At 59.5% G+C, this 25203-nt stretch carries 24 protein-coding genes; 12 read left to right on the top strand and 12 right to left on the bottom strand.

What is annotated here, in order from left to right; all coding sequences use genetic code 11:
• The first annotated feature begins 8 nt into the window (after positions 1 to 8).
• Positions 9 to 659, top strand: a complete 651-nt coding sequence (locus MWU53_RS13395; protein ID WP_247094163.1) for a GntR family transcriptional regulator — start codon at positions 9 to 11, stop codon at positions 657 to 659.
• Here MWU53_RS13395 and nhaA read toward each other — a convergent pair.
• The 8 genes from nhaA to MWU53_RS13355 all read right to left on the bottom strand — a co-directional run bounded on the left by nhaA (position 640) and on the right by MWU53_RS13355 (position 11501).
• Complete coding sequence (gene nhaA, locus MWU53_RS13390; protein WP_247094162.1) at positions 640 to 1815, bottom strand: Na+/H+ antiporter NhaA; 1176 nt, start codon at positions 1813 to 1815, stop codon at positions 640 to 642. The genes MWU53_RS13395 and nhaA overlap by 20 nt on opposite strands.
• Before the next feature lie 143 nt (positions 1816 to 1958).
• Entirely contained in the window at positions 1959 to 3344 is a 1386-nt protein-coding gene (lpdA, locus tag MWU53_RS13385; RefSeq protein WP_247094161.1) for a dihydrolipoyl dehydrogenase, read from the bottom strand.
• 100 nt (positions 3345 to 3444) lie between these two features.
• Positions 3445 to 3714, bottom strand: coding sequence for a hypothetical protein (locus MWU53_RS13380; RefSeq protein WP_247094159.1), 270 nt, complete (start codon positions 3712 to 3714; stop codon positions 3445 to 3447).
• 127 nt (positions 3715 to 3841) lie between these two features.
• Entirely contained in the window at positions 3842 to 5332 is a 1491-nt protein-coding gene (gene odhB, locus MWU53_RS13375) for a 2-oxoglutarate dehydrogenase complex dihydrolipoyllysine-residue succinyltransferase (protein WP_247094157.1), read from the bottom strand.
• Between the two features lie 3 nt (positions 5333 to 5335).
• Positions 5336 to 8314 carry a 2-oxoglutarate dehydrogenase E1 component gene (locus MWU53_RS13370; protein WP_247094155.1) on the bottom strand — a complete coding sequence of 993 codons (2979 nt, stop codon included), beginning with the start codon at positions 8312 to 8314 and terminating at the stop codon, positions 5336 to 5338.
• A 60-nt stretch (positions 8315 to 8374) separates the two neighbouring features.
• The gene (gene sucD, locus MWU53_RS13365; protein WP_108857213.1) at positions 8375 to 9259 is read right to left on the bottom strand and encodes a succinate--CoA ligase subunit alpha; all 885 of its coding nucleotides are present in this window, start codon (positions 9257 to 9259) and stop codon (positions 8375 to 8377) included.
• 4 nt (positions 9260 to 9263) lie between these two features.
• Positions 9264 to 10457, bottom strand: a complete 1194-nt coding sequence (gene sucC, locus MWU53_RS13360; RefSeq protein WP_247094153.1) for an ADP-forming succinate--CoA ligase subunit beta — start codon at positions 10455 to 10457, stop codon at positions 9264 to 9266.
• A 186-nt stretch (positions 10458 to 10643) separates the two neighbouring features.
• Positions 10644 to 11501 carry a putative nucleotide-diphospho-sugar transferase gene (locus MWU53_RS13355; RefSeq protein ID WP_247094151.1) on the bottom strand — a complete coding sequence of 286 codons (858 nt, stop codon included), beginning with the start codon at positions 11499 to 11501 and terminating at the stop codon, positions 10644 to 10646.
• A gap of 150 nt (positions 11502 to 11651) precedes the next feature.
• On the opposite strand from MWU53_RS13355, the gene MWU53_RS13350 reads away from it, so the two are divergent.
• Positions 11652 to 12641, top strand: a complete 990-nt coding sequence (locus MWU53_RS13350) for a glycosyltransferase family 2 protein (RefSeq protein WP_247094149.1) — start codon at positions 11652 to 11654, stop codon at positions 12639 to 12641.
• Between the two features lie 74 nt (positions 12642 to 12715).
• Here the strand turns inward: MWU53_RS13350 and mdh are convergent, their stop codons facing one another.
• The gene (gene mdh / locus MWU53_RS13345; RefSeq protein WP_247094147.1) at positions 12716 to 13678 is read right to left on the bottom strand and encodes a malate dehydrogenase; all 963 of its coding nucleotides are present in this window, start codon (positions 13676 to 13678) and stop codon (positions 12716 to 12718) included.
• A gap of 158 nt (positions 13679 to 13836) precedes the next feature.
• Between mdh and MWU53_RS13340 the strand changes: the two genes are divergently transcribed.
• Positions 13837 to 14595 (top strand): sulfite exporter TauE/SafE family protein, encoded by a 759-nt coding sequence (locus MWU53_RS13340; protein WP_247094144.1) that lies wholly within the window; start codon positions 13837 to 13839, stop codon positions 14593 to 14595.
• On the opposite strand, the gene MWU53_RS13335 is transcribed toward MWU53_RS13340, so the two are convergent.
• Complete coding sequence (locus MWU53_RS13335) at positions 14592 to 14915, bottom strand: hypothetical protein (protein ID WP_247094142.1); 324 nt, start codon at positions 14913 to 14915, stop codon at positions 14592 to 14594. The genes MWU53_RS13340 and MWU53_RS13335 overlap by 4 nt on opposite strands.
• Positions 14916 to 15219: 304 nt before the next feature.
• On the opposite strand from MWU53_RS13335, the gene MWU53_RS13330 reads away from it, so the two are divergent.
• From MWU53_RS13330 to MWU53_RS13295, 8 genes are all read left to right on the top strand, one after another.
• A complete protein-coding gene (locus MWU53_RS13330; protein WP_247094140.1) occupies positions 15220 to 16068 on the top strand; it encodes a CoA ester lyase in 849 nt (282 codons plus the stop codon).
• 23 nt (positions 16069 to 16091) lie between these two features.
• Positions 16092 to 16640: an NnrU family protein gene (locus MWU53_RS13325; RefSeq protein ID WP_247094138.1), complete on the top strand. Its 549-nt coding sequence runs from the start codon at positions 16092 to 16094 to the stop codon at positions 16638 to 16640.
• A gap of 70 nt (positions 16641 to 16710) precedes the next feature.
• On the top strand, positions 16711 to 17745 hold the full coding sequence (locus MWU53_RS13320) for a MaoC family dehydratase (RefSeq protein WP_247094136.1): 1035 nt from the start codon (positions 16711 to 16713) through the stop codon (positions 17743 to 17745).
• Positions 17746 to 18036: 291 nt separating this feature from the next.
• A complete protein-coding gene (gene sdhC, locus MWU53_RS13315) occupies positions 18037 to 18420 on the top strand; it encodes a succinate dehydrogenase, cytochrome b556 subunit (RefSeq protein WP_247094134.1) in 384 nt (127 codons plus the stop codon).
• A 10-nt stretch (positions 18421 to 18430) separates the two neighbouring features.
• Positions 18431 to 18802 carry a succinate dehydrogenase, hydrophobic membrane anchor protein gene (sdhD, locus tag MWU53_RS13310; protein ID WP_247094132.1) on the top strand — a complete coding sequence of 124 codons (372 nt, stop codon included), beginning with the start codon at positions 18431 to 18433 and terminating at the stop codon, positions 18800 to 18802.
• Positions 18803 to 18820: 18 nt separating this feature from the next.
• Entirely contained in the window at positions 18821 to 20626 is a 1806-nt protein-coding gene (gene sdhA, locus MWU53_RS13305) for a succinate dehydrogenase flavoprotein subunit (protein ID WP_247094131.1), read from the top strand.
• Between the two features lie 12 nt (positions 20627 to 20638).
• On the top strand, positions 20639 to 21418 hold the full coding sequence (locus MWU53_RS13300) for a succinate dehydrogenase iron-sulfur subunit (RefSeq protein WP_247094129.1): 780 nt from the start codon (positions 20639 to 20641) through the stop codon (positions 21416 to 21418).
• Positions 21419 to 21479: 61 nt separating this feature from the next.
• The gene (locus MWU53_RS13295) at positions 21480 to 21917 is read left to right on the top strand and encodes a hypothetical protein (protein WP_247094127.1); all 438 of its coding nucleotides are present in this window, start codon (positions 21480 to 21482) and stop codon (positions 21915 to 21917) included.
• Here MWU53_RS13295 and panC read toward each other — a convergent pair.
• Positions 21914 to 22750, bottom strand: coding sequence for a pantoate--beta-alanine ligase (gene panC, locus MWU53_RS13290; RefSeq protein WP_247094125.1), 837 nt, complete (start codon positions 22748 to 22750; stop codon positions 21914 to 21916). The genes MWU53_RS13295 and panC overlap by 4 nt on opposite strands.
• Positions 22747 to 23574: a 3-methyl-2-oxobutanoate hydroxymethyltransferase gene (gene panB / locus MWU53_RS13285; protein ID WP_247094123.1), complete on the bottom strand. Its 828-nt coding sequence runs from the start codon at positions 23572 to 23574 to the stop codon at positions 22747 to 22749. The genes panC and panB overlap by 4 nt, the downstream gene beginning before the upstream one ends.
• A 151-nt stretch (positions 23575 to 23725) precedes the next feature.
• On the opposite strand from panB, the gene MWU53_RS13280 reads away from it, so the two are divergent.
• The gene (locus tag MWU53_RS13280; protein ID WP_247094121.1) at positions 23726 to 25195 is read left to right on the top strand and encodes an ABC transporter substrate-binding protein; all 1470 of its coding nucleotides are present in this window, start codon (positions 23726 to 23728) and stop codon (positions 25193 to 25195) included.
• Positions 25196 to 25203: the final 8 nt, after the last annotated feature.

The raw sequence follows: 25203 nt of genomic DNA, 5'->3' as shown, positions 1-25203 counted from the left end.
TTCCCCGCATGCAAAGCCAAATTCGCCCAACATCGGACAACACCAGCGCGCATGAGCGGGTCTATCGCCACCTGCGCACCCGCATCATGCACGGCGAGCTGGACCCGGGCGAAAGCCTTACCATTCGCGGGATCGGCGCGGAATACGATGTGTCGATGACCCCCGCGCGCGAAGCCGTGCGCAGGCTTGCAGCGGAAGGCGCGCTGACACTGTCCAGCTCGGGTCGCGTGACGGCGCCAGATCTGTCCGCTGAGCGGATTGAAGAGCTGACGGCCCTGCGTGCCCTTCTGGAGCCAGAGCTGGCCGCACGCGCCCTGCCCCGCGCTCACATGACCCTGATCGACCGCCTGCGCGCCATCAACGCCCGCGTGTCGGAATGCGTCGCCAATCAGGACGCCATCGGCTATCTGCGCACCAATCTGGAATTCCACCGCACCATCTATCTGCGCGCGCAGGCCCCCGCGATCCTTGCGATGGCCGAGACCGTCTGGCTGCAGCTGGGCCCGACCATGCGCGCGCTCTATGCCAGCGGACAGCGCACCGACCTACAACGCCACCACCGCATGATCCTATCCGCCCTTGCTGCCGGGGACGAACCGGCCTTGCGGCTGGCCGTCCGCACGGATGTGACACAGGGCCTTAAGATGCTTGTCGGGTAGCAGAACTAGTCGTCGCGCTGAACAACACAAACGCGCCATAGAGCGCCGACATCAACGAACCGCAGAGCACGCCCAGACGCACCATATTTTGCTGTTCAAGCGAGTCGAAGGCGAGCCCGCCAATAAAGAGCGACATGGTAAAGCCGATCCCCGCAAGGCAGGCCAGCCCATACACCATCGGCCACGTCACCCCGTCCGCGCGTTTTGAGAGGCCCGTGCGCTCGGCCAAAAAGACCATGCCCACGATGCCGATCTGATTGCCAAAAAACAGCCCCAGCGCGACCGCCAGCGTCAACGGCGCCATCAGCGTGTCCAGCGTCAGCCCGGCCAGCGGCACACCTGCATTACCGAACGCAAACAACGGCAGGATCGCGAAGCTCACAATGGGATGCAGATCATGCTCCAGCCCTTTCGCAAGGGACTTGCCTTTTGCGTTCGGCGCCAACGGAATTGCAAAGCCCAATGCCACGCCCGCCAACGTCGCATGTACGCCTGATTTCAGAACGGCCAACCACAAAACGAACCCCACCAGAAGGTAAGCCGTCAGGTTGAACACGCCGCGCAGATTCATGATGGCCAAAGCGCTTAGACAGAGCGCTGCGATGGACAGCGCAAAAAGCGACAGGTTCGTCGTGTAGAACAGCGCGATGATCACGATCGCCGCAAGGTCATCGACCACGGCCAAGGTCAGAAGAAAGGTCTTCAGATGGGCGGGAACGCGATCCCCGAACAGGCTAAGAACACCCAGCGCAAAGGCGATGTCCGTGGCTGCAGGGATGGCCCAACCTTTCGCCTCGATGCTATCAATCCCCACGACCCCCAGGAAAATCAACGCGGGCACCGTGATGCCGCCAATGGCGCCGTAAACGGGCAGCGATGCCTGTTGCCAGCTCGACAGGCTTCCTTCTTTGATCTCTCGCTTGATCTCGAGCGCAACAAGCAGGAAGAACACCGCCATAAGCCCGTCATTGATCCAAAGGATCAGTGGTTTTGAGACTGCAAGCTCTCCGATTGCCCATGTGGCTTTGGTTGTCAGCATCGAGTCGTAATACGGCCGAAGCGCTGGCGTGTTTTCGAAGACAAGCCCAGCCATGGCAGCGATGGCGAGCGTAATGCCCGCTGCAAGGGTTGGATCAAGACCTAAGACTTTTTTCATGTGATTTTCCTGTGATGATTGCGTTTCCCAATATAGGTACGCACTGCACAAACTTCAGGATCACTTTTCCGATTGTTTCTGTCGGAAAGAAAAAAAGCGCCCCGAAAAGAGCGCTTTCTTTAGTCGTTATAGGGCGGCGACCATTACGCGTGGATCGCGCCGTCTCCGCAGGCCAAGGCCGCTTCACGCACCGCTTCCGAGAACGTTGGGTGGGCGTGGCAGGTGCGGGCCAGATCTTCGGCAGATCCGCCGTATTCCATCAGCACGCAGGCTTCGTGGATCAGCTCGCCAGCCGCGGGGCCCATGATGTGGACGCCCAGCACACGGTCGGTGGCTTTATCGGCCAGGATCTTCACGAACCCGTCGCCCATGAACACGGCTTTTGCACGGCCATTGCCCATGAAGCTGAACTTGCCGACTTTATAGTCAACGCCAGCCGCTTTCAGCTCTTGCTCGGTCTTACCAACCGAAGCAACCTCGGGCGAGGTGTAGATCACGCCGGGGATCACGTCATAGTTCACGTGGCCCGCCTGACCGGCAATGCTTTCCGCAGCCGCCATGCCTTCGTCTTCGGCTTTGTGGGCCAGCATCGGACCTTCGGTTACGTCGCCAATCGCCCAGATGCCGGGAACCGAGGTTTTCCAGTGGTCGGTGGCGATCTGACCGCGCTCGGTCATCTTCACGCCAGCAGCCTCCAGACCCAAACCATCCACGAAGGGACGGCGGCCGGTTGCAACCAGCACCACATCAGCGTCGATCGCATGCTCGCTGTCATCCTTGCGCAGCTTGTAGTTCACGGTCGCCTTGGTCTTCTTGGCGTCCACGTTCTGAACGGCAGCGCCCATGATGAAGTTCAGGCCCTGCTTTTTCAGCGTGCGCTGGAAGGTCTTTTGAATGTCCTGATCCATACCCGGCGTAATGTCGTCAAGGAACTCGACCACAGTCACTTCCGATCCCAGACGTGCATAGACCGAGCCCATTTCCAGACCGATCACGCCCGCGCCAATGACAACCATCTTCCTCGGGATCTTCGGCAGCTCAAGCGCACCGGTCGAGGTCACGACGACTTTCTCGTCCACTTCGACACCCGGCAGGCTCGACGGCTCGGAACCGGACGCAATCACAATGTGCTTGGCGTTGTGCACTTCGTCACCAACCTTGACCTGGCCGGCCGCGGGGATCGACCCCCAGCCCTTCAGCCAGTCCACCTTGTTCTTCTTGAACAGGAACTCGATGCCCTTGGTGTTCTGACCAATGACGTCGTCCTTGTAGGCCAGCATCTCTTTCCAATCGACCGACGGGCTTTTGCCCTTCAGGCCCATCTTGGCGAAGTTGTGCTCGGCTTCGTGCAGGCTGTGCGACGCGTGCAGCAGTGCTTTCGAGGGGATACAGCCCACATTCAGGCAGGTGCCACCCAACGTCTCGCGACCTTCGACGCATGCGGTCTTCAGGCCCAGCTGAGCACAACGGATGGCGCATACATAGCCGCCCGGGCCTCCGCCGATTACGATTACGTCATAGTCTGCCATATCTCTTTATCCTTCTCTCTTCGCCATGCGCTGGCCGACTGCCGTATCTGCGCAACTTGCGTATTCGAATTGAAGCTGAAAGCCGCTGCGGCTCGGTCCCTTAGACCGGCGTCAGCAGCTTCACACTCACATTGATGACGCCGTCACGCTCCATATGCATGGCCAGTTCTTCGGACTCGAAGAAGGCGCGTGCCCGGTCGAGGTCCAGAACCTGAAAAAGCGCCACCGCGTGGTTGTCCTGATCGGGGTCACGCCAGACATGCAGCGCCTTGATCCCAACGGCTTTGCGGTTGAACCGATCCTGTTTGAAGACAGTGTACCAAGCGTCGAAATCCGCCACATCTGCCTGCCAGAGTACATGGGTTGCCATGATGAAAAACTCCCTCTGTGTGTGTGGCGACGTTAGCATGCGATAGCATGCGGGTCTTTGACCTGAGTCTTGCGCCAGAAACTGGAAGCTGGCGCGCTCGATCCAGTGCCGAGCGCGCCAAGGTTCTTTACAGGTCCATCAGCAGACGGCGCGGATCTTCCAGGGCTTCTTTCACGCGTACCAGGAAGGTCACAGCGCCTTTGCCGTCTACGATGCGGTGGTCATAGCTCAGCGCCAGATACATCATCGGGCGGATCACCACCTGACCATTGATCGCCATCGGGCGGTCCTGGATCTTGTGCATGCCAAGGATACCCGACTGCGGCGGGTTCAGGATCGGCGAGGACATCAGCGAACCATAGACACCACCGTTCGAGATGGTGAAGGTGCCGCCCTGCATCTCTTCCATCGACAGCTTGCCGTCACGGGCGCGGCGGCCTTTCTCGGCGATGGCTTTCTCGATCTCAGCGAAGGACATGGCGTCGGCATCGTTGATGACCGGAACCACAAGACCGGTGGGCGTGCCGGCGGCGATGCCCATGTTCACGTAGTTCTTGTAAACGATGTCGGTGCCGTCGATCTCGGCGTTCACTTCCGGCACTTCTTTCAGCGCGTGGCAGCAGGCCTTGGTGAAGAAGGACATGAAGCCCAGACGGACGCCGTGTTTCTTCTCGAACAGGTCTTTGTACTCTTTGCGCAAGGCCATCGTTTCCGTCATGTCCACCTCGTTATAGGTGGTCAGCATGGCGGCGGTGTTCTGGCTGTCTTTCAGACGGCGCGCGATGGTCTGACGCAGGCGCGTCATCTTCACGCGCTCTTCACGCGATGCATCGCCAGCGGCGCGCGGTGCGGCCGGGACCGGAGCGGGTGCCGCAGCTTTCGGCGCGGCCAGAGCGGCTGCAACGTCATGCTTCATCACACGGCCATCGCGACCAGTGCCCTGCACGTCAGCAGGGTTCAGGCCAGCTTCAGCCATGGCTTTCTTGGCCGAGGGCGCGTCTTCCACGTCCTTGCCAGCCGCCGCAGGTGCAGCAGCCGCGGCAGGAGCAGCAGCCGGAGCGGCGGCGACCGCACCGCCAGCCGACAGAACAGCCAGTTTGGCGGCTGCATCAACGGTGGTGCCTTCGGGGGCCAGGATCTCGGCCAGAACGCCAGCGGCAGGGGCCGGGACTTCAACCGATACCTTGTCGGTTTCCAGCTCGCACAGCATCTCGTCTTGCTGAACGGCGTCGCCAACCTGCTTGAACCAGGTCGAAACGGTAGCTTCCGAGACGCTTTCGCCCAGCGCGGGGACCATGACGTCCACAGCTTGACCTGCGTCGCCAGCAGGCGCTGCAGCCGGGGCGGCCTCGGCAGCGGCGGGTGCAGAAGCCGCCCCCGCGCCTTCACCGATCATGGCCAGCAGCGCGTCAACGCCAACGGTTTCACCTTCGGCGGCGACGATCTCGCCCAGCGTACCAGCGACAGGCGACGGCACTTCGACGGTTACCTTGTCGGTTTCCAGCTCGCACAGCATCTCGTCTACGGCAACGGCGTCGCCGGGTTTCTTGAACCATGTTGCGACCGTAGCTTCGGTCACGCTTTCGCCCAGCGTGGGGACACGTACTTCAATGCTCATGGTTTATTTCCCTTCAATGGTCAGCGCGGCATCAACCAGCGCTTCTTGTTGTGCTTTGTGGGTCGATGCCAGACCCGTTGCGGGCGAGGCCGCCGCCGGACGTCCGGCATAGACCGGGCGCGTATGTTTCGCGCCGATGCGGGTCAGCACCCATTCGATATTCGGTTCGACGAACGTCCACGAACCTTGGTTTTTCGGTTCTTCCTGACACCAGACGATCTCCGCCTCTTTGAAGCGCTCCAGTTCCTTGACGCAGGACATGGCCGGGAACGGATAGAACTGCTCAAGACGCAGGATATAGACGTCGTTGATGCCGCGTTTGTCGCGCTCTTCCAGCAGATCATAATAGACCTTGCCCGAGCACATGACGACGCGCTTGATCTTGTCGTCCTTGACCAGCTTGGCCTCGGAACGACCGGTTCCGTTGTCACGGTCGCCATCATCCCACAACACGCGGTGGAAGCTGGAACCTTCGGTGAAGTCCTTGGCATCCGACACGCAGAGCTTGTGGCGCAGAAGCGATTTCGGCGTCATCAGGATCAGCGGCTTGCGGTATCCGCGGTGCAGCTGACGGCGCAGGATGTGGAAATAGTTGGCCGGGGTCGAGCAGTTCGCCACGATCCAGTTGTCGCCACCACACATCTGCAGGAAACGCTCCAGACGGGCCGAGCTGTGCTCCGGACCCTGCCCTTCAAAGCCGTGCGGCAGAAGGACGGTCAGACCCGACATACGCAGCCATTTCGATTCACCCGACGAGATGAACTGGTCGAACATGATCTGCGCGCCGTTGGCGAAGTCGCCAAACTGGGCTTCCCACATCACCAGCGCGTTGGGTTCGGCCAGCGAATAGCCATACTCGAAACCCAGCACCGCGTATTCCGACAGCATCGAGTCGATGACCTCGTAATGGGCCTGACCCTCGCGGATGTTGTTCAGCGGATAGTAACGCTCTTCGTTTTCCTGGTTGATCAGTCCCGAGTGACGCTGCGAGAACGTGCCACGCGTACAGTCCTGACCGGCCAGACGGACCGGGAAACCTTCGGTTAGAAGCGAGCCGAAAGCCAGTGCTTCTGCGGTTGCCCAGTCAAAACCGGTGCCGGTTTCAAACATCTTCGCTTTGGTGTCCAAAAGACGCCCAACGGTCTTGTGCATCGGGAAGTTTTCCGGTGCGGTCGACAGCGCTTTACCAACCTCGGTGAAGGTTTCAGTCGAGATATCTGTCTTGCCGCGCTGATATTCTTCTTTCTCCCGATCCAGATGCGACCAGCGTCCATCCAGCCAGTCCGCCTTGTTGGGCTTGTATTCCTTACCGGCTTCGAACTCTTCATTCATGTGGGCCTGGAAGGCCGCTTTCATGTCTTCGATTTCGCCTTCCGGGATCAGGCCATCCTTGACCAGACGCTCGGTATACAGCTGCAGCGTGGTCTTATGCTTTTTGATGTTCTTGTACATCATCGGGTTGGTGAACATCGGCTCGTCGCCTTCGTTGTGACCAAACCGGCGATAGCAGAAGATGTCCAGAACCACATCTTTGTGGAACTTCTGACGGAACTCGGTCGCAACGCGGGCCGCGTGGACCACGGCCTCGGGATCGTCGCCGTTCACGTGGAAAATCGGCGCTTCCACCATCAGGGCGATATCCGTCGGATAAGGCGACGAACGGCTGAAATGCGGCGCAGTGGTAAAGCCGATTTGGTTGTTCACCACGATATGCATCGTGCCGCCAGTCTTGTGACCGACCAGACCCGACAGACCGAAGCCTTCTGCCACGACGCCCTGACCTGCAAAGGCCGCGTCACCGTGCAAAAGGATCGGCAGAACCTGATCGCGGTTCACGTCGTTCATCTGCTCTTGCTTGGCACGGACCTTCCCCAGAACGACTGGGTTTACGGCCTCAAGGTGCGAGGGGTTCGCGGTCAGCGACAGGTGGACCTTGTTGTCGTCGAACTCGCGGTCAGACGAGGCGCCAAGGTGGTATTTCACATCGCCCGAGCCATCGACTTCATCCGGTTTGAAGCTACCGCCTTGGAATTCGTTGAAGATTGCGCGGTAGGGCTTCTGCATCACGTTGGCCAGAACCGACAGGCGGCCACGGTGGGGCATGCCGATCACGATGTCTTTCAGGCCCAGCTGACCACCACGCTTGATGATCTGCTCCATCGCAGGGATCAGCGCTTCGCCGCCATCAAGGCCGAAACGCTTGGTACCCATGTATTTCACGTGCAGGAATTTCTCGAAGCCCTCGGCCTCGACCAGCTTGTTCAGGATCGCCTTACGGCCTTCCTGCGTAAAGCGGATTTCCTTGTCGAACCCTTCGATCCGTTCTTTCAGCCAACCGGCCTCTTCCGGGTTCGAGATGTGCATGTATTGCAGCGCAAAGGTGCCGCAATAGGTGCGCTTCACGATGTCCAGGATCTGGCGGATCGAGGCAACTTCCAGCCCCAGAACATTGTCGATAAAGATCGGGCGATCCATGTCAGCTTCGGTAAAGCCATAGGACGCGGGATCAAGCTCGGGATGGGGAACGCGTTCTTGCATGCCCAGCGGGTCCAGATCCGCAACAAGGTGACCACGAATTCGATAGGCGCGGATCAACATCAGGGCGCGGATCGAGTCCAGCACCGCGCGTTTCACCTGATCATCCGACAGAGACACGCCCTTTTCAGCGGCTTTCGCTTCGATCTTCTTGGCAGCCGCCTTGCCTTCTTCGGCAGGGGCTTCGGGCCATTGACCGTCCAGCGCATGCACCAGATCACCGTCCGGCGTGGGGGGCCAATCGCCGCGCGCCCAGCTGGGGCCGGCGGCTTCGGCGGTTACGTCACGGGCGTCGTCCCCAAGCTCTGCGAAAAACGCATGCCATGCGGCGTCAACTGCGTTGGGATCCTTCACATACTGGGCGTAAAGCTGCTCCAGATACTCGGCATTGTGCCCTTGCATGAAGCTGGACGCATGGAAGATGTCGTTGGGGCTCTGGTCGTTCATTGGGTCACCTGAGAATTTGAAAACGCGCGCCCCAAGGGATCGGGGCGCGCGAGGGTCGTTTTATTTGCCGATCGCTTCCAGCACGGCCTCGCCCAGCGTCGCGGGGCTGTCTGCCACCACAATGCCAGCAGCGCGCATGGCTTCGATCTTGTCTTCGGCACCGCCTTTACCACCGGCAACAATCGCGCCAGCGTGGCCCATGCGGCGGCCCGGAGGTGCCGTACGGCCAGCGATGAAGCCAGCAACCGGCTTCCAGCGGCCTTTTTTCTTCTGTTCGGCCAGGAATTCAGCAGCTTCTTCTTCTGCCGAACCACCGATTTCACCGATCATGATGATCGACTGAGTTTCATCGTCGTCCAGGAACATATCCAACACGTCGATGTGCTCGGTGCCCTTGATGGGGTCGCCGCCGATGCCAACTGCAGTCGACTGGCCCAGACCGATATCGGTGGTCTGTTTCACAGCTTCATAGGTCAGCGTACCCGAGCGCGACACAACGCCAACGCTGCCGCGCTGGTGGATGTGGCCGGGCATGATGCCGATTTTACAAGCGCCGGGGGTGATCACGCCGGGGCAGTTCGGGCCCACAAGACGCGAGGCCGAGCCCTCCAGAGCACGCTGAACGCGCATCATGTCCAGCACCGGAATGCCTTCGGTGATGCAGACGATCAGTTCCATCTCTGCGTCGATCGCTTCCAGGATCGAATCCGCTGCGAAGGGCGGCGGCACGTAGATTACAGAAGCGTTGGCTTCGGTGACGTGCTTGGCTTCGTGAACCGAGTTAAAGATCGGCAGATCCAGATGCGTCTGGCCACCTTTGCCCGGCGTGACACCGCCGACCATTTTGGTGCCATATGCAATGGCCTGTTCCGAGTGAAAGGTACCCTGCGAGCCGGTCAGACCCTGACAGATGACCTTGGTATTTTCGTCAATAAGAACTGCCATTGTCTTAACCCTTCACCGCTTTCACGATTTTCTCTGCGCCGTCCGACAGGTTGTCGGCTGCGATCACATCAACGTCCGAGTTGTTGATGATGTCTTTACCGGCTTCCACGTTGGTGCCTTCCAGACGCACGACCAGCGGAACCTGCAGGCCCACTTCTTTCACGGCTGCAACCACGCCCTCGGCGATGACGTCACAGCGCATGATGCCGCCGAAGATGTTCACAAGGATGCCCTTTACGTTCGGGTCCGAGGTGATGATCTTGAAGGCTTCGGTCACTTTCTCTTTGGTGGCGCCGCCACCTACGTCCAGGAAGTTGGCCGGTTCAGCGCCGTACAGCTTGATGATATCCATGGTGGCCATTGCCAGACCAGCACCGTTCACCATGCAGCCAATTTCACCGTCCAGAGCGATATAGTTCAGGTCGTATTTCGACGCTTCCAGCTCTTTGGGGTCTTCTTCGGTGGTGTCGCGCAGTTCGGCGATATCCGGGTGGCGATAGATGGCGTTTCCGTCGAAGCCAACTTTGGCGTCCAGAACCTTCAGATCGCCGCCTTCGGCCACGATCAGCGGGTTGATCTCCAGCATCTCCATGTCCTTCTCGGTGAAGGCTTTATAGAGCTTGCCCATCAGAGCAACACACTGCTTGACCTGTGCGCCTTCCAGGCCCAGCGCGAATGCGATGCGGCGGCCGTGGAAACCTTGGTAGCCCGTTGCCGGATCAACCGAGAAGCTCAGGATCTTTTCGGGGGTGGCGGCTGCCACTTCCTCGATGTCCATGCCGCCTTCGGTCGAGCAAACGAACGAAATGCGCGAGGTTTGGCGATCAACCAGCAGAGCCAGGTAAAGCTCACGCTCGATGCCGGAACCGGCTTCGATGTAGATACGGTTAACCTGCTTGCCGGCCGGGCCGGTCTGGTGGGTCACAAGGGTGCGGCCCAGCATCTTCTTGGCTTCTTCAGCGGCTTCCTCGACCGATTTGGTCAGGCGTACACCGCCTTTTTCGCCAGCGTCAGCTTCCTTGAAGGAGCCTTTGCCGCGGCCACCTGCGTGAATTTGGGCTTTGACCACCCAAAGCGGTCCGTCGAGTTCACCTGCGGCGGTTTTGGCATCTTCTGCTTTCAATACTACGCGGCCGTCCGAAACGGGGGCGCCGTAGGATTTCAGAAGGGCCTTCGCCTGGTATTCATGAATGTTCATGAAATCATCCTATCCAGTTGGTCCATTGGGTCTTGGACAAAATGCACAGGTGAAGCAGAAGGCCGAAATGTTTTTTGCATTTTTGGGCGAATTTCTATCGAAGTCGCCATTTTTGTGATCACACCTTAAAATGTGTGATCACAAATCATTAAGTTTCAGCAAATCAGCTCGATTGCGAATCTTATTTCACCGCAAGCGACGCCAAATCGACCGCGCGCGCTTTTCAACTTTCGGATAGCGGCGCAACAGGGCTCCGATCTGGTCGCGGACAGATGGCGCCGCCCCTAAGGACCGGTCCCGGCCAAGCAGATCATGCAGCATTGTCAGCGCCTCTTCCCCCAGAAAAGCGTCCGGTTCAAATGGCTGGTCGGTCTTTTCCGCAGCGCCAACCGCCTCGTGCAGAGATGTGATGTGAAACAGGCGCGGCGCGGCCATGGCCTTGCTCATCGCGGGCACATAGCTGGTGTGCATCAGGTTGTATTCCGGCGGCAGGATCCAGACGCGCAGATCGCTATCCCACAACAACTCGCGCAGGACAGGTTGGTCCCAACGCTCGCCTTCGTCAGCGATGCGTTGCTCCCATCGGCGCAGAAAGGACTGCGTTTTGTCGGACTTGCGGATCCCCATGACACCGCTATTGATCTGGCGAAATCCGGCGGGCAAATCCAGTGTCGGCTGGTGCATCGGAACGGTGGCATTGCCGTATTGGTCATGCGCCCCGATGCAGTCAAACTGCCTGAGCAACGCGAACATGTCCGAGCAATCCGCCACCGCGACCACGTCGCAATCCAGATAGACAGTGTGGGCAAACCGACTTTCGCGCAGCGCCTCCATCTTGGGGCGGGTGCCGACATAGTCCAGGATATGGATCTGATTGAACACGGGGTCATCCACTGCCACATCCGCAAACAGGTCGATCTGGATATCATCGCCCATTGCCGCCCGCAACGACCGCGCCGCCCTTTGCGCCAACCCGCGATACTGCGCACCCGTCGCAGCAAAGACAAAGCCGTCATCGGCGGTCATTGGGAAAACAAGGGTCACGCAAGGCTCCTAAGAAAAGCAGTAAGTGCTGTGCCATCGCTTTAGTCCAATCCAAGACCAGCGGCAATCACCGGCGCCTGTCGCTTTACAATTGTTGGCATCTCTGCCTCAGTAATGCCGTGGAATACCCTTTGCGCCGAGTGTCGTCGAATGCCTGATCACAGCTGGTCCGTTGTCTCAACCGTGCGCGAACCGCTTCCGCTTGTTCTGGCTTTTGCCTGTCATCACCTGAGCCTTGGCGCACAGACCGTGCATCTGTTCTTCGACGACCCCGATGATCCGGCCGCCCCTATCTTGGCGACGATCCCCGGCGTGGAGGTCACGCTTTGTGACGCGGCACATTGGAGGGCTTTCGACCTTGATAAACGCCCCGCGTGGCAAACACGGCGACAGACGTTGAACGCCAATCTGGTTGCCCAAAGACGGCAGACCGACTGGCTGTTGCATGTCGATGCGGACGAGTTTCTGTGGGCACCCGATGGCATTCAGGCCGACCTTTCTCGGGCCAAGACCTGGCTGCACATCCCCAATTTGGAACGTGTTTGGATCGCGCCAGAGGATGGGATTTTCGACGGTGCGTTCCGCGCACCGGGTCTGACGCGCTTGGCGCGAAAGCAGGTCTATGGCGCTTCCTATGCCTATCTGCAAAGCGGGGTGTCGGGACATGCCTCTGGTAAAGCGATGGCGCAGCTGTCCGAACGAAAATTCATTGCCATCCACGCCGTTAAAGAAAAGTTCCGGGGCGAGGTATCGCCAGGCAAAACCACCGCACAGGCGCGGATTTTGCACTTTGACGGGATGACAGCCCGCCATTGGCTGCTCAAGTCACTGCGTTATGCGGCGCAAGGCAAGGCATTGCTTCATTCGCTTCACACTCGGCGCAGGATCGGCATTGAGCGGGTCATGAACGCGGACGATCCCCTTGCAACGGGGCTTGCGCTTCATGGCGAGATTTTTCACCTGACGGACAAACAGCAAGAACTGCTTCGGGAGCATAACGCGCTGCTGACCTGCTCGCTTCATATCGAACAATCGGTCGCCTCTGTCGCACCGGGGCTTTCGGTTGATTTCTCGGCCAAGCAGTTTGACGCTCCCTTAGCCTCCGCGCTTGAAGAGATCATGCAGAAGATCCGCAAGTAATCGTGCAGCACAAAAAAATTGCGCCGCTCGGTCTGAGCGGCGCAACGTCTTAATCAGCAGTATCGAAACTGGGCTTATGCCAGCGAGCTGTCGATGCCCTTACAGGCTTCAACCAGACCCTTCACCGCATCAACCGACTTGTCGAACATGGCTTGTTCGTCTTTGTTCAGCTCGATGTCGATGACTTTTTCGATGCCGTTGGCGCCGATGATGGTCGGAACACCAACATAGAAGCCATCCAGGCCGTAAGCGCCATCGACGTAAGCGGCACAAGGCAGCAGACGCTTCTGGTCGTTCAGGTATGCCTGAGCCATTTCGATCGCCGAAGCAGCCGGGGCATAATAAGCCGAACCGGTTTTCAGCAGACCAACGATCTCGGCGCCACCATCACGGGTGCGCTGGACGATGGCGTCCAGTTTTTCTTGGCTGGTCCAGCCCATTTTCACCAGATCCGGCAGCGGGATGCCGCCAACGGTCGAATAGCGGGTCAGCGGAACCATGGTGTCACCGTGGCCGCCCAGAACGAAGGCGGTGACGTCGCGCATGGATACGTCGAATTCGACCGACAGGAAGTGACGGAAGCGTGCCGAATCCAGAACGCCAGCCATGCCGACCACTTTGTTGTGCGGCAGGCCCGAGAACTCGCGCAGCGCCCAAACCATGGCGTCCAGCGGGTTGGTGATGCAGATCACGAATGCGTTCGGGGCGTGCTCTTTGATGCCTTCGCCGACCGACTTCATGACTTTCAGGTTGATGCCCAGCAGGTCATCGCGGCTCATGCCCGGCTTACGCGGGACACCGGCGGTGACGATGCAGACGTCGGCGCCAGCAATATCTTCGTAGGACGTGGTGCCCGACAAAGCTGCGTCGAACCCTTCAACGGGGCCGCTTTCTGCGATGTCGAGTGCTTTACCCTGGGGGATGCCGTCCGCGATATCAAAGAGGACAACGTCGCCCATTTCTTTCAGTGCAGCAAGGTGAGCAAGGGTGCCACCGATCATGCCGCTACCGATAAGCGCAATCTTGGGTCTGGCCATGAGTGTGATCTCCGATCAGTTGTTTTCGGGCGCATGCCTAGTCGGAAAGTGCCTTTCGCGCAAGGGCGCTGCGCTGCGGCGTCAGGGATGACTTGCAACCGAATGCGACACGCGATAGCGCTAAAGCGCCCATTTTCCAGACTTTTGAAGGATATCTCATGCCCGAGGTTCTGGACCTCACTTTCTTTACCTTTGCCATCCCAGCCGTGATTTTTGCAGGGATTTCCAAGGGTGGCTTCGGGTCGGGGGCCGCATTTGCGGCAACCCCTTTGCTTGCGCTGATTCTGGAACCGGGTGCCGCGATTGGCCTGATGCTGCCCCTTCTGATGCTGATGGATGTAACGGCGCTGAAACCCTATTGGCGAAAGTGGGATACACCCTCGGCCTGGGCCTTGGTGTTGGGGGCTGTGCCCGGCGTGGCACTGGGGGCGGTACTCTATTCCGTTGCCAATCCGGATCTGTTTCGACTGCTGATCGGCCTGATCGCCGTGGGGTTTGTCGCATTCCAGCTGGCACGCGCAAATGGGCTCATCGCACCGGCCCCGCGCCCTATGTCAGGCAAGCTCGGCGCGTTTTGGGGCGTGATCGCCGGCTTCACCAGCTTCATAAGCCATGCGGGCGGCCCGCCTGCCGCAGTCTATCTTCTATCGCGTAAGCTGGACAAAACCACGTTCCAGTCTACGACCGTTATCGTGTTCTGGGCCATCAACCTTATGAAGTTCGTTCCCTATTTCGCCTTGGGGATCTTCACTTGGCAAACGGCAAAGGCTGATCTTTTGCTGATCCCCTTTGCCGTGCTGGGCGTTTGGATCGGGGTGCATCTGCACCACAAAATGTCCGAGCGCCTGTTTTTCGGCTTCACCTATCTGTTCCTCATCCTGACCGGAACGAAACTGATCTGGGAAGGGCTGACCTAGACCGGGCTGCCCAACCGTGCAGGGGTCAGGTCTTCATCCAGCTGCTCGTATCCCTGCCCCGCAGCAACCAGACAGGTCATGCCATTGGGCATCGTGACCGTGATCGTCCATGTGCCGGTTTCATCCGAGGCGAAGACCTCGACCACCTGCCGGTCGCCTGCCAGCCCGATGGATTGCCGTGTTTCGCCATAGCTTTCGGCCAAGCGTTGCATCACTTGGGCACGCTCGGCGCATTTGGCGGCGCCCTGCGCCTGCAATTGTCCGGCTGACAGAAGGATCGCGCCGACACCAAGTCCAAGGGCCAGAATGTCCTGTTTCATGGATCTGTCCTTTCAGTTGGGCCGCTCTGCCGGGCCAACCGGCGCACCGGCGGCATCAGGGCCGTGTTCTCTCTGGTGCCGATCTGCATCCCATTGCATCAGTGGCCAACCGTGGGCCCTCCCGTCATTCGGCATCTCTGTGAAAAGCCTGCGCCCATGGGCCAAAGAACTGGTTAACGCGCCGCGCATAGGTCGGCGCAACCATGAACCCTACGTAAATTTTCTGCATTGCGGCAAAGTTTGCCTTGCGAATTGGTGCGCAAATGTGATCCCTTGCGCAACAATATTGCGGAGACACAGAATCATGACCACACGCCCCTATCGTTCCGTCCTCTACATCCCCGGCTCGAAAGAGCGTGCGCTGGAGAAAGCCCGCGGCCTTGCCGCCGACGCGATCATTTTCGACCTTGAAGATGCCGTCGCCCCCGACGCCAAGGTCGAGGCACGCGCGATCCTGAAAGCCGAGTTGAACAAAGGAGGCTATGGCAACCGCGCCAAGATCGTCCGCATCAACGGGTTCGACACCGAATGGGGCAAAGACGACGTAGCGGCCTTCGTAGGTGCAGACATCGACGCGATCCTGATGCCGAAGGTGGGCTCGGCTGCCCAATTGGACGAGCTGGCCGCGCTGATCCCCGATGTTGACCTCTGGGCGATGATGGAGACCCCGATTGGCATGCTGAACGCCGCCGAGATCGCCGCCCACCCGCGCCTGAAGGGCTTCGTCATGGGCACCAACGATCTGGCGAAGGAACTCAACACCCGCTTCCGCGCCGACCGTCTGCCGATGATGGGCGGGCTGCACATGTGCCTGATCGCGGCCAAGGCCCACGGTGTTGTGATCGTCGATGGCGTCTACAACGCGTTCAAGGACGAAGAGGGTCTGAAAGCCGAATGCGATCAGGGCCGCGACATGGGCATGGACGGCAAAACGCTGATCCACCCCGCCCAACTTGACATCGCCAACGCCGCCTTTGCCCCGTCCGAGGCCGAGATTGATCTGGCCAAACGCCAGATCGCAGCGTTCGAGGAAGCCGAGGCTTCGGGCCAAGGCGTCGCAGTTGTGGATGGTAAGATCGTCGAAAACCTGCATGTTGAGACGGCAAAATCCATTCTCGCCAAAGCCGACGCCATCGCCGCGATGGGGGGCTAAGGCCCCTCTAAAGGAAACTCGCCATGACGTTGCTGATCGCCGGACTTGCCCTGTGGTATGTCGGACATTTCTGGAAACGCGCCCTGCCCGGCGCCCATGAAAACATGGGGCAGCGGGCCAAGGGGATATCCGCACTTGTGATCCTGATCAGCGTGGTCTTCATGGTGATCGGGTATCGCGCGACGGAAAGCTTCGACGTGCACACCTATCCGCCCGCGTTGCGGCATGTGAACAACCTCATGGTGCTGTTCGCGCTCTACTTCATGAGCCCCGGCCCGTCGAAAGGCGCGCTATTTTACAGAATGCGCCACCCGATGCTGACCGGTTTCATCCTGTGGGCGGTGGCGCATATCATCGTCAACCCGGATCTGGCCTCGATGGTGCTATTCGGGGCGCTGACAGTTTGGGCAGTTCTAGAGATCCTCGTGATCAACCGCGCGGAACCCGACTGGCGGCCAAACCCGAAAGGCACCATCGCCAAGGATGCCATGTTCTTTGTCGCCTCGATCATCCTGCTGGCGATCATCGGATATATTCACGGGCTGATTGGCCCGACCCCGTTCGGCGCGTAGCCCCGCTTACGCGCACAAAATAACACCGGCGGGCCACCTCTGCGCCCGCCCCGACATTTGGAGAGCTTTGATGGCCAAAACCAATCCCGGACGCTTCTTTGAAGACTACAAGCTGGGCGACGTGATCGACCACGCCGTGCCGCGCACCGTGGCCGAAGGCGAACGCGCGCTGTATCACGCACTCTACCCTGCCCGTCATGCGCTTTACTCCTCGGACGAGTTTGCCGGGGCCTGCGGGCTGGAAGGCTCGCCCATCGACGACTTGATCGCCTTCCACGTGGTGTTTGGCAAAACCGTGCCTGACATCTCGCTGAACGCCGTCGCCAACCTTGGCTATGCCGAGGGTCGTTGGCTGAAGCCCGTCTATCCCGGCGACACGCTGCGCTCGCAATCCGAGGTGATCGGGCTAAAGCAGAACTCGAACGGCAAATCGGGTGTTGTTTGGGTCCGCACCCGCGGGTTCAACCAGATGGACGAGCCGGTGATGGAATATGTCCGCTGGGTCATGGTGCGCAAAGGTGATCTGGACGCCCCCGCGCCCGAAACCGTGATCCCCGAGTTGAAAGGCGTTTTGGATGCTTCTGACCTGTCGATCCCCGAAGGTCTGACATTTGAGGATTACGACTTCACGCTGGCCGGCGAACCGCATCGCTGGGGTGACTATGAGGTGGGCGAGAAAATCGACCACGTTGACGGCGTCACGGTCGAGGAAGCCGAGCACATGATGGCAACCCGTCTGTGGCAGAACACCGCGAAGGTCCATTTCGACGCCACTTTCCGCCCAGATGGTCAGCGCCTGATCTATGGCGGACACGTGATCTCGATGGCGCGCGCACTGTCGTTCAACGGCTTGGCCAACGCGCAGATGATCGTCGGCCTGAACGGTGGGGCGCACGCGAACCCCTGCTTCTCGGGCGATACGATCCGCGCATGGTCCGAAGTTCTGGACAAGGCCGACACCGGCGCCCCCGGTGTGGGCGCCGTGCGTCTGCGTCTGGTTGCCGTCAAACACGGCGCGCCGGAATTTGCGCTGAAGGGCGAAGATGGCAAATACCTGCCCGAGGTCATGCTGGACCTCGACTATTGGGCGCTGATGCCGAAGTAAGACATATGGTGGCGGTGGGGCGCTCTACGCGCGTCCCGCCCCTCTCAGTATGTGCCCTGACGTCAATTTCTAGTTGGATTCTGACTTTCGCTGCACATTTCCCGACTATTAAAGTCGGGATGCAATGGCATACATATCTGTGATCACATTTCCGAAAACTGTGATCACAAGCCTCCAAAAACACCCCCGTTAGCGCAAAATTCCCGACTTTCAGGTCGCTTCTTGCGTGACTCGGTGCCGCAAAAGGCGCTATTCCTGTCGCAAAGTCGAAACAGACAGAAGGAGGCCGCCATGGCCGACGTGAACAGAGGCAACCGTCCTCTTTCTCCGCATCTGCAAGTATACCGCCCGCAGCTGACCTCCATCACCTCGATCTTCGCCCGGATCACCGGGGTAGCCCTGCTGGGTGCTGCGATCTTGGTCGCTTGGTGGTTCTTTGCCGCGTCGCTGGGTGCAGGATATTATGATGTTGTGAACGGTCTGATGACCTCGTTCGTTGGGGACGTGATCATGTTCCTGGCACTTTGGGCGCTCTGCTATCACGCGCTGTCCGGCCTGCGCCACCTGATCTGGGACATCGGTATCGGCCTGAACGTCGAAACCGCCGAGAAAATGGGCATTGGCGTCATCGTCGGGTCCGTCGTTCTGGCGATCATCGTCGCCCTGATCGTGTAAGGAGCCCGCTATGCACTATATGACTGACCGCAAACGCGCCGTGGGCAAAGGCTCTTCTGGTTCGGGTACAGAGCACTTCTGGGGACAGGCCATTTCGGCCGTTGGTCTTCTGATCCTAATGCCGCTGTTTGCATTGACCTTCGGCTGCGCCCTTGGCCTGCCCTATGAAGAAGCAATCGCCTATTACCAGCGCCCCTTCCCCGCGATTGTCGCCGCAATGACCTTCGTTGTCTCGATGATCCACTTCCGTCACGGTATTCAGGTCGTGATCGAGGATTATTCGCGCGGCGTTACCAAGAAGGTTCTGGTAATCGGTTGCACCGCACTGGCCTACACAGTTTTGGCATTTGGCCTTTATGGCCTTGGCCGCATCGCCTTTTAAGACCGGAGAGCACCCAAAATGGCAGCTTACGAATACGAAACACACGAATATGACGTGGTCGTGGTCGGCGCCGGTGGCGCTGGTCTGCGGGCCACGCTTGGCATGGCCGAACAGGGTCTGCGCACCGCTTGTGTGACCAAAGTTTTCCCGACCCGCTCGCACACCGTTGCAGCACAGGGCGGCATCGCCGCGTCCCTGTCCAACATGGGTCCGGACAACTGGCAATGGCACATGTACGACACCGTGAAAGGGTCGGACTGGCTGGGCGACACGGATGCGATGGAATACCTGGCCCGCGAGGCGCCCAAAGCGGTGTACGAGCTGGAGCACTACGGCGTTCCGTTCTCACGGACCGAAGAAGGCAAGATCTATCAGCGCCCATTCGGCGGCCACACCACCGAATTCGGTGAAGGCCCCGCAGTACAGCGGACCTGTGCCGCCGCTGACCGTACTGGTCACGCGATCCTGCACACGCTTTACGGCCAGTCGCTGAAGAACAACGCGGAATTCTACGTTGAATACTTTGCCATCGACCTGATCATGTCGGAAGACGGTCAGTGTCAGGGTGTTGTCTGCTGGAAGCTGGATGACGGCACGTTCCACGTGTTCAACGCGAAGATGGTTGTGCTGGCCACGGGCGGCTATGGCCGCGCCTACTTCTCGGCCACCTCGGCCCACACCTGCACCGGTGACGGTGGCGGCATGGTGGCCCGTGCGGGTCTGGCTCTGCAGGACATGGAATTTGTTCAGTTCCACCCGACCGGCATCTACGGTTCGGGCTGCCTGATCACCGAAGGCGCACGTGGCGAGGGTGGCTATCTGGTCAACTCGGAAGGCGAGCGTTTCATGGAGCGTTATGCGCCCCAGTATAAAGACCTTGCCCCGCGTGACTATGTCTCGCGTTCGATGACGATGGAAATTCGCGAAGGCCGCGGTGTGGGTGCCGAAGGCGACCACATCTTCCTGCATCTGGATCACCTGCCTTCCGAAGCACTGGCTGAACGCCTGCCCGGCATCTCGGAAAGCGCCAAGATCTTTGCCGGTGTTGACGTGACCAAGGAACCGATCCCGGTTCTGCCGACAGTTCACTACAACATGGGCGGCATCCCGACCAACTACTGGGGTGAAGTGTTGAACCCAACCAAGGATGATCCGACTGGCGTTGTTCCCGGCCTGATGGCCGTAGGTGAAGCTGGTTGTGCATCGGTGCACGGTGCAAACCGTCTGGGCTCGAACTCGCTGATCGACCTTGTGGTCTTCGGCCGCGCCGCCGCGATCCGCGCTGGCAAGGTTGTAGACGCTGACAGCGCCAACCCAGTTCTAAACCAAGCGTCTGTCGATGCAGCCTTTGATCGCTTCGACGGTCTGCGCAACGCAAGCGGTGCGGTTCCGACTGCCGACCTGCGTCTGGAAATGCAGAAGACGATGCAAGCTGACGCTGCCGTGTTCCGCACCGCCAAGACCATGAAAGAAGGCGTCGAGAAGATGACCGCTGTGGCCGCCAAGATGGACGACCTGGCAGTGACGGATCGCTCGCTGATCTGGAACTCGGACCTGATGGAAACGCTGGAACTGGCCAACCTGATGCCGAACGCTCTGGCGACGATCCACGGTGCAGAAGCCCGCGAAGAAAGCCGCGGCGCCCACGCGCACGAGGACTTCCCGGAACGCGACGACAAGAAGTGGCGCGTCCACACTGTCAGCCGCGTGGATGGCAACAAGGTTGATCTGTCCTATCGTCCGGTCGTCGTTGATCCGCTGACCACCGAAGCCGAAGGCGGCATCGCTTTGAAGAAAATCGCGCCCAAAGCGCGTACGTTCTAAGGAGGACGCCAGATGGTACAATTCAAGCTCCCCAAGAACTCGACCGTTCGCGTCGGTAAGACATGGCCAAAACCCGAGGGTGCCAGCAATGTCCGCAAGTTCCAGATCTATCGCTGGAACCCGGATGATGGCGAAAACCCCCGTGTGGACACCTATTTCCTGGACATGGACAAGTGTGGTCCGATGGTTCTGGACGCGCTGATCAAAATCAAGAACGAGATTGATCCGACCCTGACCTTCCGCCGGTCCTGCCGTGAAGGCATCTGTGGATCGTGCGCGATGAACATCGACGGGATCAACACGCTGGCCTGTATTTACGGGATGGACGAGATCAAGGGCGACGTGAAGATCTATCCGCTGCCGCACATGCCGGTGGTGAAAGACCTGATCCCGGACCTGACGCATTTCTACGCGCAGCACGCCTCGATCATGCCGTGGCTGGAAACCAAGACCAACCGCCCCGCGAAAGAGTGGAAGCAGTCCATTGAGGACCGCAAGAAGCTTGATGGTCTCTATGAATGCGTCATGTGCGCCAGCTGCTCGACCTCGTGCCCGAGCTATTGGTGGAACGGTGACCGCTATCTTGGACCGGCCGCGCTGCTGCACGCTTATCGCTGGATCATCGACAGCCGCGATGAAGCCACCGGCGAGCGTCTGGACCAGCTGGAAGACCCCTTCAAGCTGTATCGCTGCCACACAATCATGAACTGCTCGAAGACTTGCCCGAAAGGCCTGAACCCGGCCAAGGCAATCGCCTCGATCAAGAAAATGATGGTCGAGCGCCACCTTTGATCTTTTCAAAATTCATGCAAAATGGGCGGCCAATTGGTCGCCCTTTTCGTTTGAGGATCAGATGTCGGGATACTCTGGAACACCGCTAGAAAAGAAGCTGGGCCTAAAAGATGGGCAGCGCGTAGTGTGGATCGGTCGCCCGGCTGCACAAGATTACCTCGCCTCAAGCCGCGCCTTCATTTTGGTCGAGGATACGTCAGCCGATCAACTCTCTGGCCCCTACGACGTGATCCAAATGTTCACCGACGACCGCGCCACCTTCGACGCCGCCCTGCCTAAGCTTCTCGCCGCGCTAGATTGCGATGGCATGATTTGGGTATCTTGGCCGAAGAAGACCTCGAAAGTTCCCACTGACATGACCGAGGATGTCATCCGCGACACTGCCCTGAAGACCACATTGGTCGACGTGAAGGTCTGCGCCGTGGACGAGATCTGGTCCGGCCTGAAGCTGGTGATCCGGAAAGAGCACCGCGCCTCACATGTGCAGACGAGCTCTTAGACCGCGATGTTGTCGATCAGCCGCACATCACCCAGCATCGCTGCTGCCAGCAGGCGCGTGGGGCGCGACAGGTCTTTCACAGGCTGCAAGGTCTCGGCGTCGCGCAGTTCCAGATATTCGACCGTGCGATAGCCCGCGCGCTCGATCTGCGCCTTGGCGCTGTCCAGCACCACGCGTGGCTCTGCACCACGGCGGATGGCCTCGGCAGCGCGGTCCATCTCGGCTTTCAACGCGGGCGCGATGGCGCGCTCTTCCGCGGTCAGGCGCACGTTGCGCGACGACATTGCCAGCCCGTCATCCTCGCGCACTGTGGGGCAGGCGATCACTTCGGTCTCGATGTCCAAATCCTCGGACAGGCGACGGACCAGAAGCATCTGCTGATAGTCCTTCTGGCCGAAACAGGCCACATCGGCGCGGGACTGCAGGAACAGCTTGGACACCACGGTTGCGACACCATCGAAATGGCCGGGGCGGTGCGCGCCCTCTAGGTCTTCGGTCAGACCCGTCACACGCACATTGGTGGCGAAACCATCAGGATAGATCTGATCCGGCGTCGGCACATAGAGCGCATCAATCCCGTAAGGTGCCAGCTTCGCGGCGTCGTCCTCTTCCGTGCGGGGATACTTGTCCAGATCATCCGGATTGTTGAACTGCTTGGGGTTCACGAAGATCGTGACGATCACGCGGTCTGCATGTTTCTTCGCCTCGTCCACCAAAGACAAGTGGCCCGCATGCAGCGCACCCATCGTGGGCACCACGGCCACACGCTCGCCCTTGAAAATCCAGCTACGACGAAGGGTGCGCAGATCGTCCTTGGAACGAATGATCTTCATTTCTTTTTGACCTCATCTGCAAAGACGTGCTCTGGCGCCGGGAAGCTGCGGTCTCGCACCTCTTGGGCATATTTGGCAATGGCTTTTTCACCATCCACGCCCAAAGTTGCATAGCGTTTGGCGAATTTCGGTTTGAAGGCCGTGAACAGGCCCAGCATGTCGTCCACCACTAGAACCTGCCCGTCACATTGTGCCGAGGCGCCGATGCCAATGGTCGGGATGGACACGGCTTCGGTGATTTCGTTGGCCAGGCTTTCCGGCACTTTTTCCAGCACGACCGAAAACGCACCCGCCGCTTCCACCGCCTTGGCGTCTGCCATCACGCGCGCGCGATCCTCGCCACGGCCTTGCACAGCATAGCCGCCCAGCGTGTTGATCGCTTGCGGGGTCAGGCCCACATGGGCCATCACAGGGATCGAGCGGCTGGTCAGGAAGCGGATGGTTTCTTCCATCGACACGCCACCTTCCAGTTTCACCGCAGCCGCGCCGGTTTCGCGCATCAGGCGGGCGGCGTTGCGGAAGGCTTGCTGCGGGCTTTCTTCGTAAGAGCCGAACGGCATGTCGACGACCATCATGGCCTGCGACAGACCGCGCTTCACAGCGGCCCCATGCAGGCACATCATCTCCATCGTGACGCCCAGCGTGTCGGGAAGCCCGTGGATCACCATACCCACGCTGTCGCCCACCAGAACGATGTCGCAATGTGCGTCCATCATCTGGGCGGTCGGGGTCGCATATGCAGTCAGCACGACTAAGGGCGTATCCCCTTTGCGGGCGCGGATGTCCGACGGGGTCGGTGCTTTAATCTTGGCCGAGGCGCTCATGGTTCTCCTCCCTGATCCTCTTCGCTGGCGGGGACTATAATGCTGCATCGCAGAATTTCAAAGGGGAATGACGGGACGTCTTTCCCTTGCCTTGGCCCAAAATCCCGCGTTTCATATGGTATATCCCGCAGAACGGGTAAGGAGGATCAAGATGACCAACCTGAAACTTACAGCAGGCGCATGGGCGCTGATGGCAACGACCGCTTTAGCCGGCAATGACGCGATCACATTGGGCATGGTGCTTGAGCCGCCAAATCTGGATCCCACCGCAGGCGCTGCCGCCGCGATTGATGAAGTCGTCTATGCCAATATCTACGAGGGCCTGACCCGCTTTGGCCCGGATGGCGCGGTGCTGCCTGGTCTGGCCAGCGCGTGGGAGGTCAGCGAGGACGGCTTGACCTATACCTTCACCCTACGCGAAGGCGTCACCTTCCATGATGGCACCACGATGGATGCCGATGACGTTGTCTTCTCGCTGGATCGCGCGCGGGCGGAAGATTCGACCAACGCGCAGAAAGCGCTGTTCAAGGATATCGAAAGCGTGACGGCGGTCAGCCCGACCTCGGTCGCGGTGAAACTGTCTGCCCCCAACGGCAATTTCGCCTTCAACATGGCTTGGGGCGATGCCGTGATCGTCGCGCCGGAAAGCATCGACACTGCAGCGACCTCCCCCGTAGGCACCGGCCCGTTTTCCTTTGTGGAATGGGCCAAGGGCGATCATGTGACCATCGCACGCAATGACGCCTATTGGGGCGACGCACCTGCACTGGCCAAAGCCACGTTCAAGTTCATCTCGGACCCGAACGCCGCCTTTGCTGCGATGATGGCTGGCGACGTCGACGCTTTCCCGAACTTCCCTGCGCCCGAAACGCTGGCCCAGTTCCAAGCGGATCCACGTTTCAACGTGATCGTGGGCTCGACCGAGGGTGAGACCATCCTATCCACCAACAACAAGTCCGGCCCGCTGGCCGATGTCCGCGTGCGTAAGGCGATTGCTCATGCGATCAACCGACAGGACATTATCGACGGCGCGATGCATGGTTTTGGGACACCCATCGGCACCCACTTTGCTCCGCACAACCCGGATTATGTGGATCTGACCGGCCAATCCGGTTTTGACCCCGAGATGTCAAAATCGCTGCTGGTCGAGGCTGGAGCCGAGAACCTAACCCTGCGGCTGATGCTGCCGCCCCCCGCCTATGCCCGCCGCGGAGGCGAGATCATCGCCGCCCAACTGCGCAATGTCGGCATCAACACCGAGATCAGCAATCTGGAATGGGCGCAGTGGATCGAGCAGGTGTTCAAAGGCAAGGATTATGACCTGACCATCGTCAGCCATACCGAACCCGCAGATATCAACATCTACGCCCGCCCGGAATACTATTTCCAGTATGACAACGCCGACTTCCAAGCGCTGATCGAGAAGCTGTCGGTGACCTCGGACCCGGCCATGCGCGCCGAGCTAAACAAACAGGCCCAGCAAATCATCGCGGATGACTATGTAAACGGCTATCTGTTCCAACTGGCGAAAACTGGCGTGGCGAATGCCAAGATCAACGGGCTGTGGGAAAACGCGCCCACGCAGGCGAATGACCTAACGGGCGTTAGCTGGTCGGATTGATCGCCCCA

This window comes from Aliiroseovarius sp. S1123, from assembly GCF_023015885.1.
Lineage (GTDB): Bacteria > Pseudomonadota > Alphaproteobacteria > Rhodobacterales > Rhodobacteraceae > Aliiroseovarius.
This window is presented reverse-complemented; position numbering and strand designations above follow the sequence as displayed.

Bases quoted from the DNA above. Each gene is read 5' to 3' on its own strand.
- sdhD (WP_247094132.1), top strand. From the start codon at position 18,431: ATGCACTATATGACTGACCGCAAACGCGCCGTGGGCAAAGGCTCTTCT.
- panC (WP_247094125.1), bottom strand. From the start codon at position 22,750: ATGAAGATCATTCGTTCCAAGGACGATCTGCGCACCCTTCGTCGTAGC.
- sucC (WP_247094153.1), bottom strand. From the start codon at position 10,457: ATGAACATTCATGAATACCAGGCGAAGGCCCTTCTGAAATCCTACGGC.
- odhB (WP_247094157.1), bottom strand. From the start codon at position 5,332: ATGAGCATTGAAGTACGTGTCCCCACGCTGGGCGAAAGCGTGACCGAA.
- MWU53_RS13300 (WP_247094129.1), top strand. From the start codon at position 20,639: ATGGTACAATTCAAGCTCCCCAAGAACTCGACCGTTCGCGTCGGTAAG.
- MWU53_RS13395 (WP_247094163.1), top strand. From the start codon at position 9: ATGCAAAGCCAAATTCGCCCAACATCGGACAACACCAGCGCGCATGAG.
- panB (WP_247094123.1), bottom strand. From the start codon at position 23,574: ATGAGCGCCTCGGCCAAGATTAAAGCACCGACCCCGTCGGACATCCGC.
- MWU53_RS13350 (WP_247094149.1), top strand. From the start codon at position 11,652: ATGCCTGATCACAGCTGGTCCGTTGTCTCAACCGTGCGCGAACCGCTT.
- MWU53_RS13330 (WP_247094140.1), top strand. From the start codon at position 15,220: ATGACCACACGCCCCTATCGTTCCGTCCTCTACATCCCCGGCTCGAAA.
- lpdA (WP_247094161.1), bottom strand. From the start codon at position 3,344: ATGGCAGACTATGACGTAATCGTAATCGGCGGAGGCCCGGGCGGCTAT.
- MWU53_RS13370 (WP_247094155.1), bottom strand. From the start codon at position 8,314: ATGAACGACCAGAGCCCCAACGACATCTTCCATGCGTCCAGCTTCATG.
- MWU53_RS13320 (WP_247094136.1), top strand. From the start codon at position 16,711: ATGGCCAAAACCAATCCCGGACGCTTCTTTGAAGACTACAAGCTGGGC.
- sucD (WP_108857213.1), bottom strand. From the start codon at position 9,259: ATGGCAGTTCTTATTGACGAAAATACCAAGGTCATCTGTCAGGGTCTG.
- mdh (WP_247094147.1), bottom strand. From the start codon at position 13,678: ATGGCCAGACCCAAGATTGCGCTTATCGGTAGCGGCATGATCGGTGGC.
- MWU53_RS13280 (WP_247094121.1), top strand. From the start codon at position 23,726: ATGACCAACCTGAAACTTACAGCAGGCGCATGGGCGCTGATGGCAACG.
- MWU53_RS13380 (WP_247094159.1), bottom strand. From the start codon at position 3,714: ATGGCAACCCATGTACTCTGGCAGGCAGATGTGGCGGATTTCGACGCT.
- MWU53_RS13335 (WP_247094142.1), bottom strand. From the start codon at position 14,915: ATGAAACAGGACATTCTGGCCCTTGGACTTGGTGTCGGCGCGATCCTT.
- sdhA (WP_247094131.1), top strand. From the start codon at position 18,821: ATGGCAGCTTACGAATACGAAACACACGAATATGACGTGGTCGTGGTC.
- MWU53_RS13295 (WP_247094127.1), top strand. From the start codon at position 21,480: ATGTCGGGATACTCTGGAACACCGCTAGAAAAGAAGCTGGGCCTAAAA.
- MWU53_RS13340 (WP_247094144.1), top strand. From the start codon at position 13,837: ATGCCCGAGGTTCTGGACCTCACTTTCTTTACCTTTGCCATCCCAGCC.
- sdhC (WP_247094134.1), top strand. From the start codon at position 18,037: ATGGCCGACGTGAACAGAGGCAACCGTCCTCTTTCTCCGCATCTGCAA.
- MWU53_RS13325 (WP_247094138.1), top strand. From the start codon at position 16,092: ATGACGTTGCTGATCGCCGGACTTGCCCTGTGGTATGTCGGACATTTC.
- nhaA (WP_247094162.1), bottom strand. From the start codon at position 1,815: ATGAAAAAAGTCTTAGGTCTTGATCCAACCCTTGCAGCGGGCATTACG.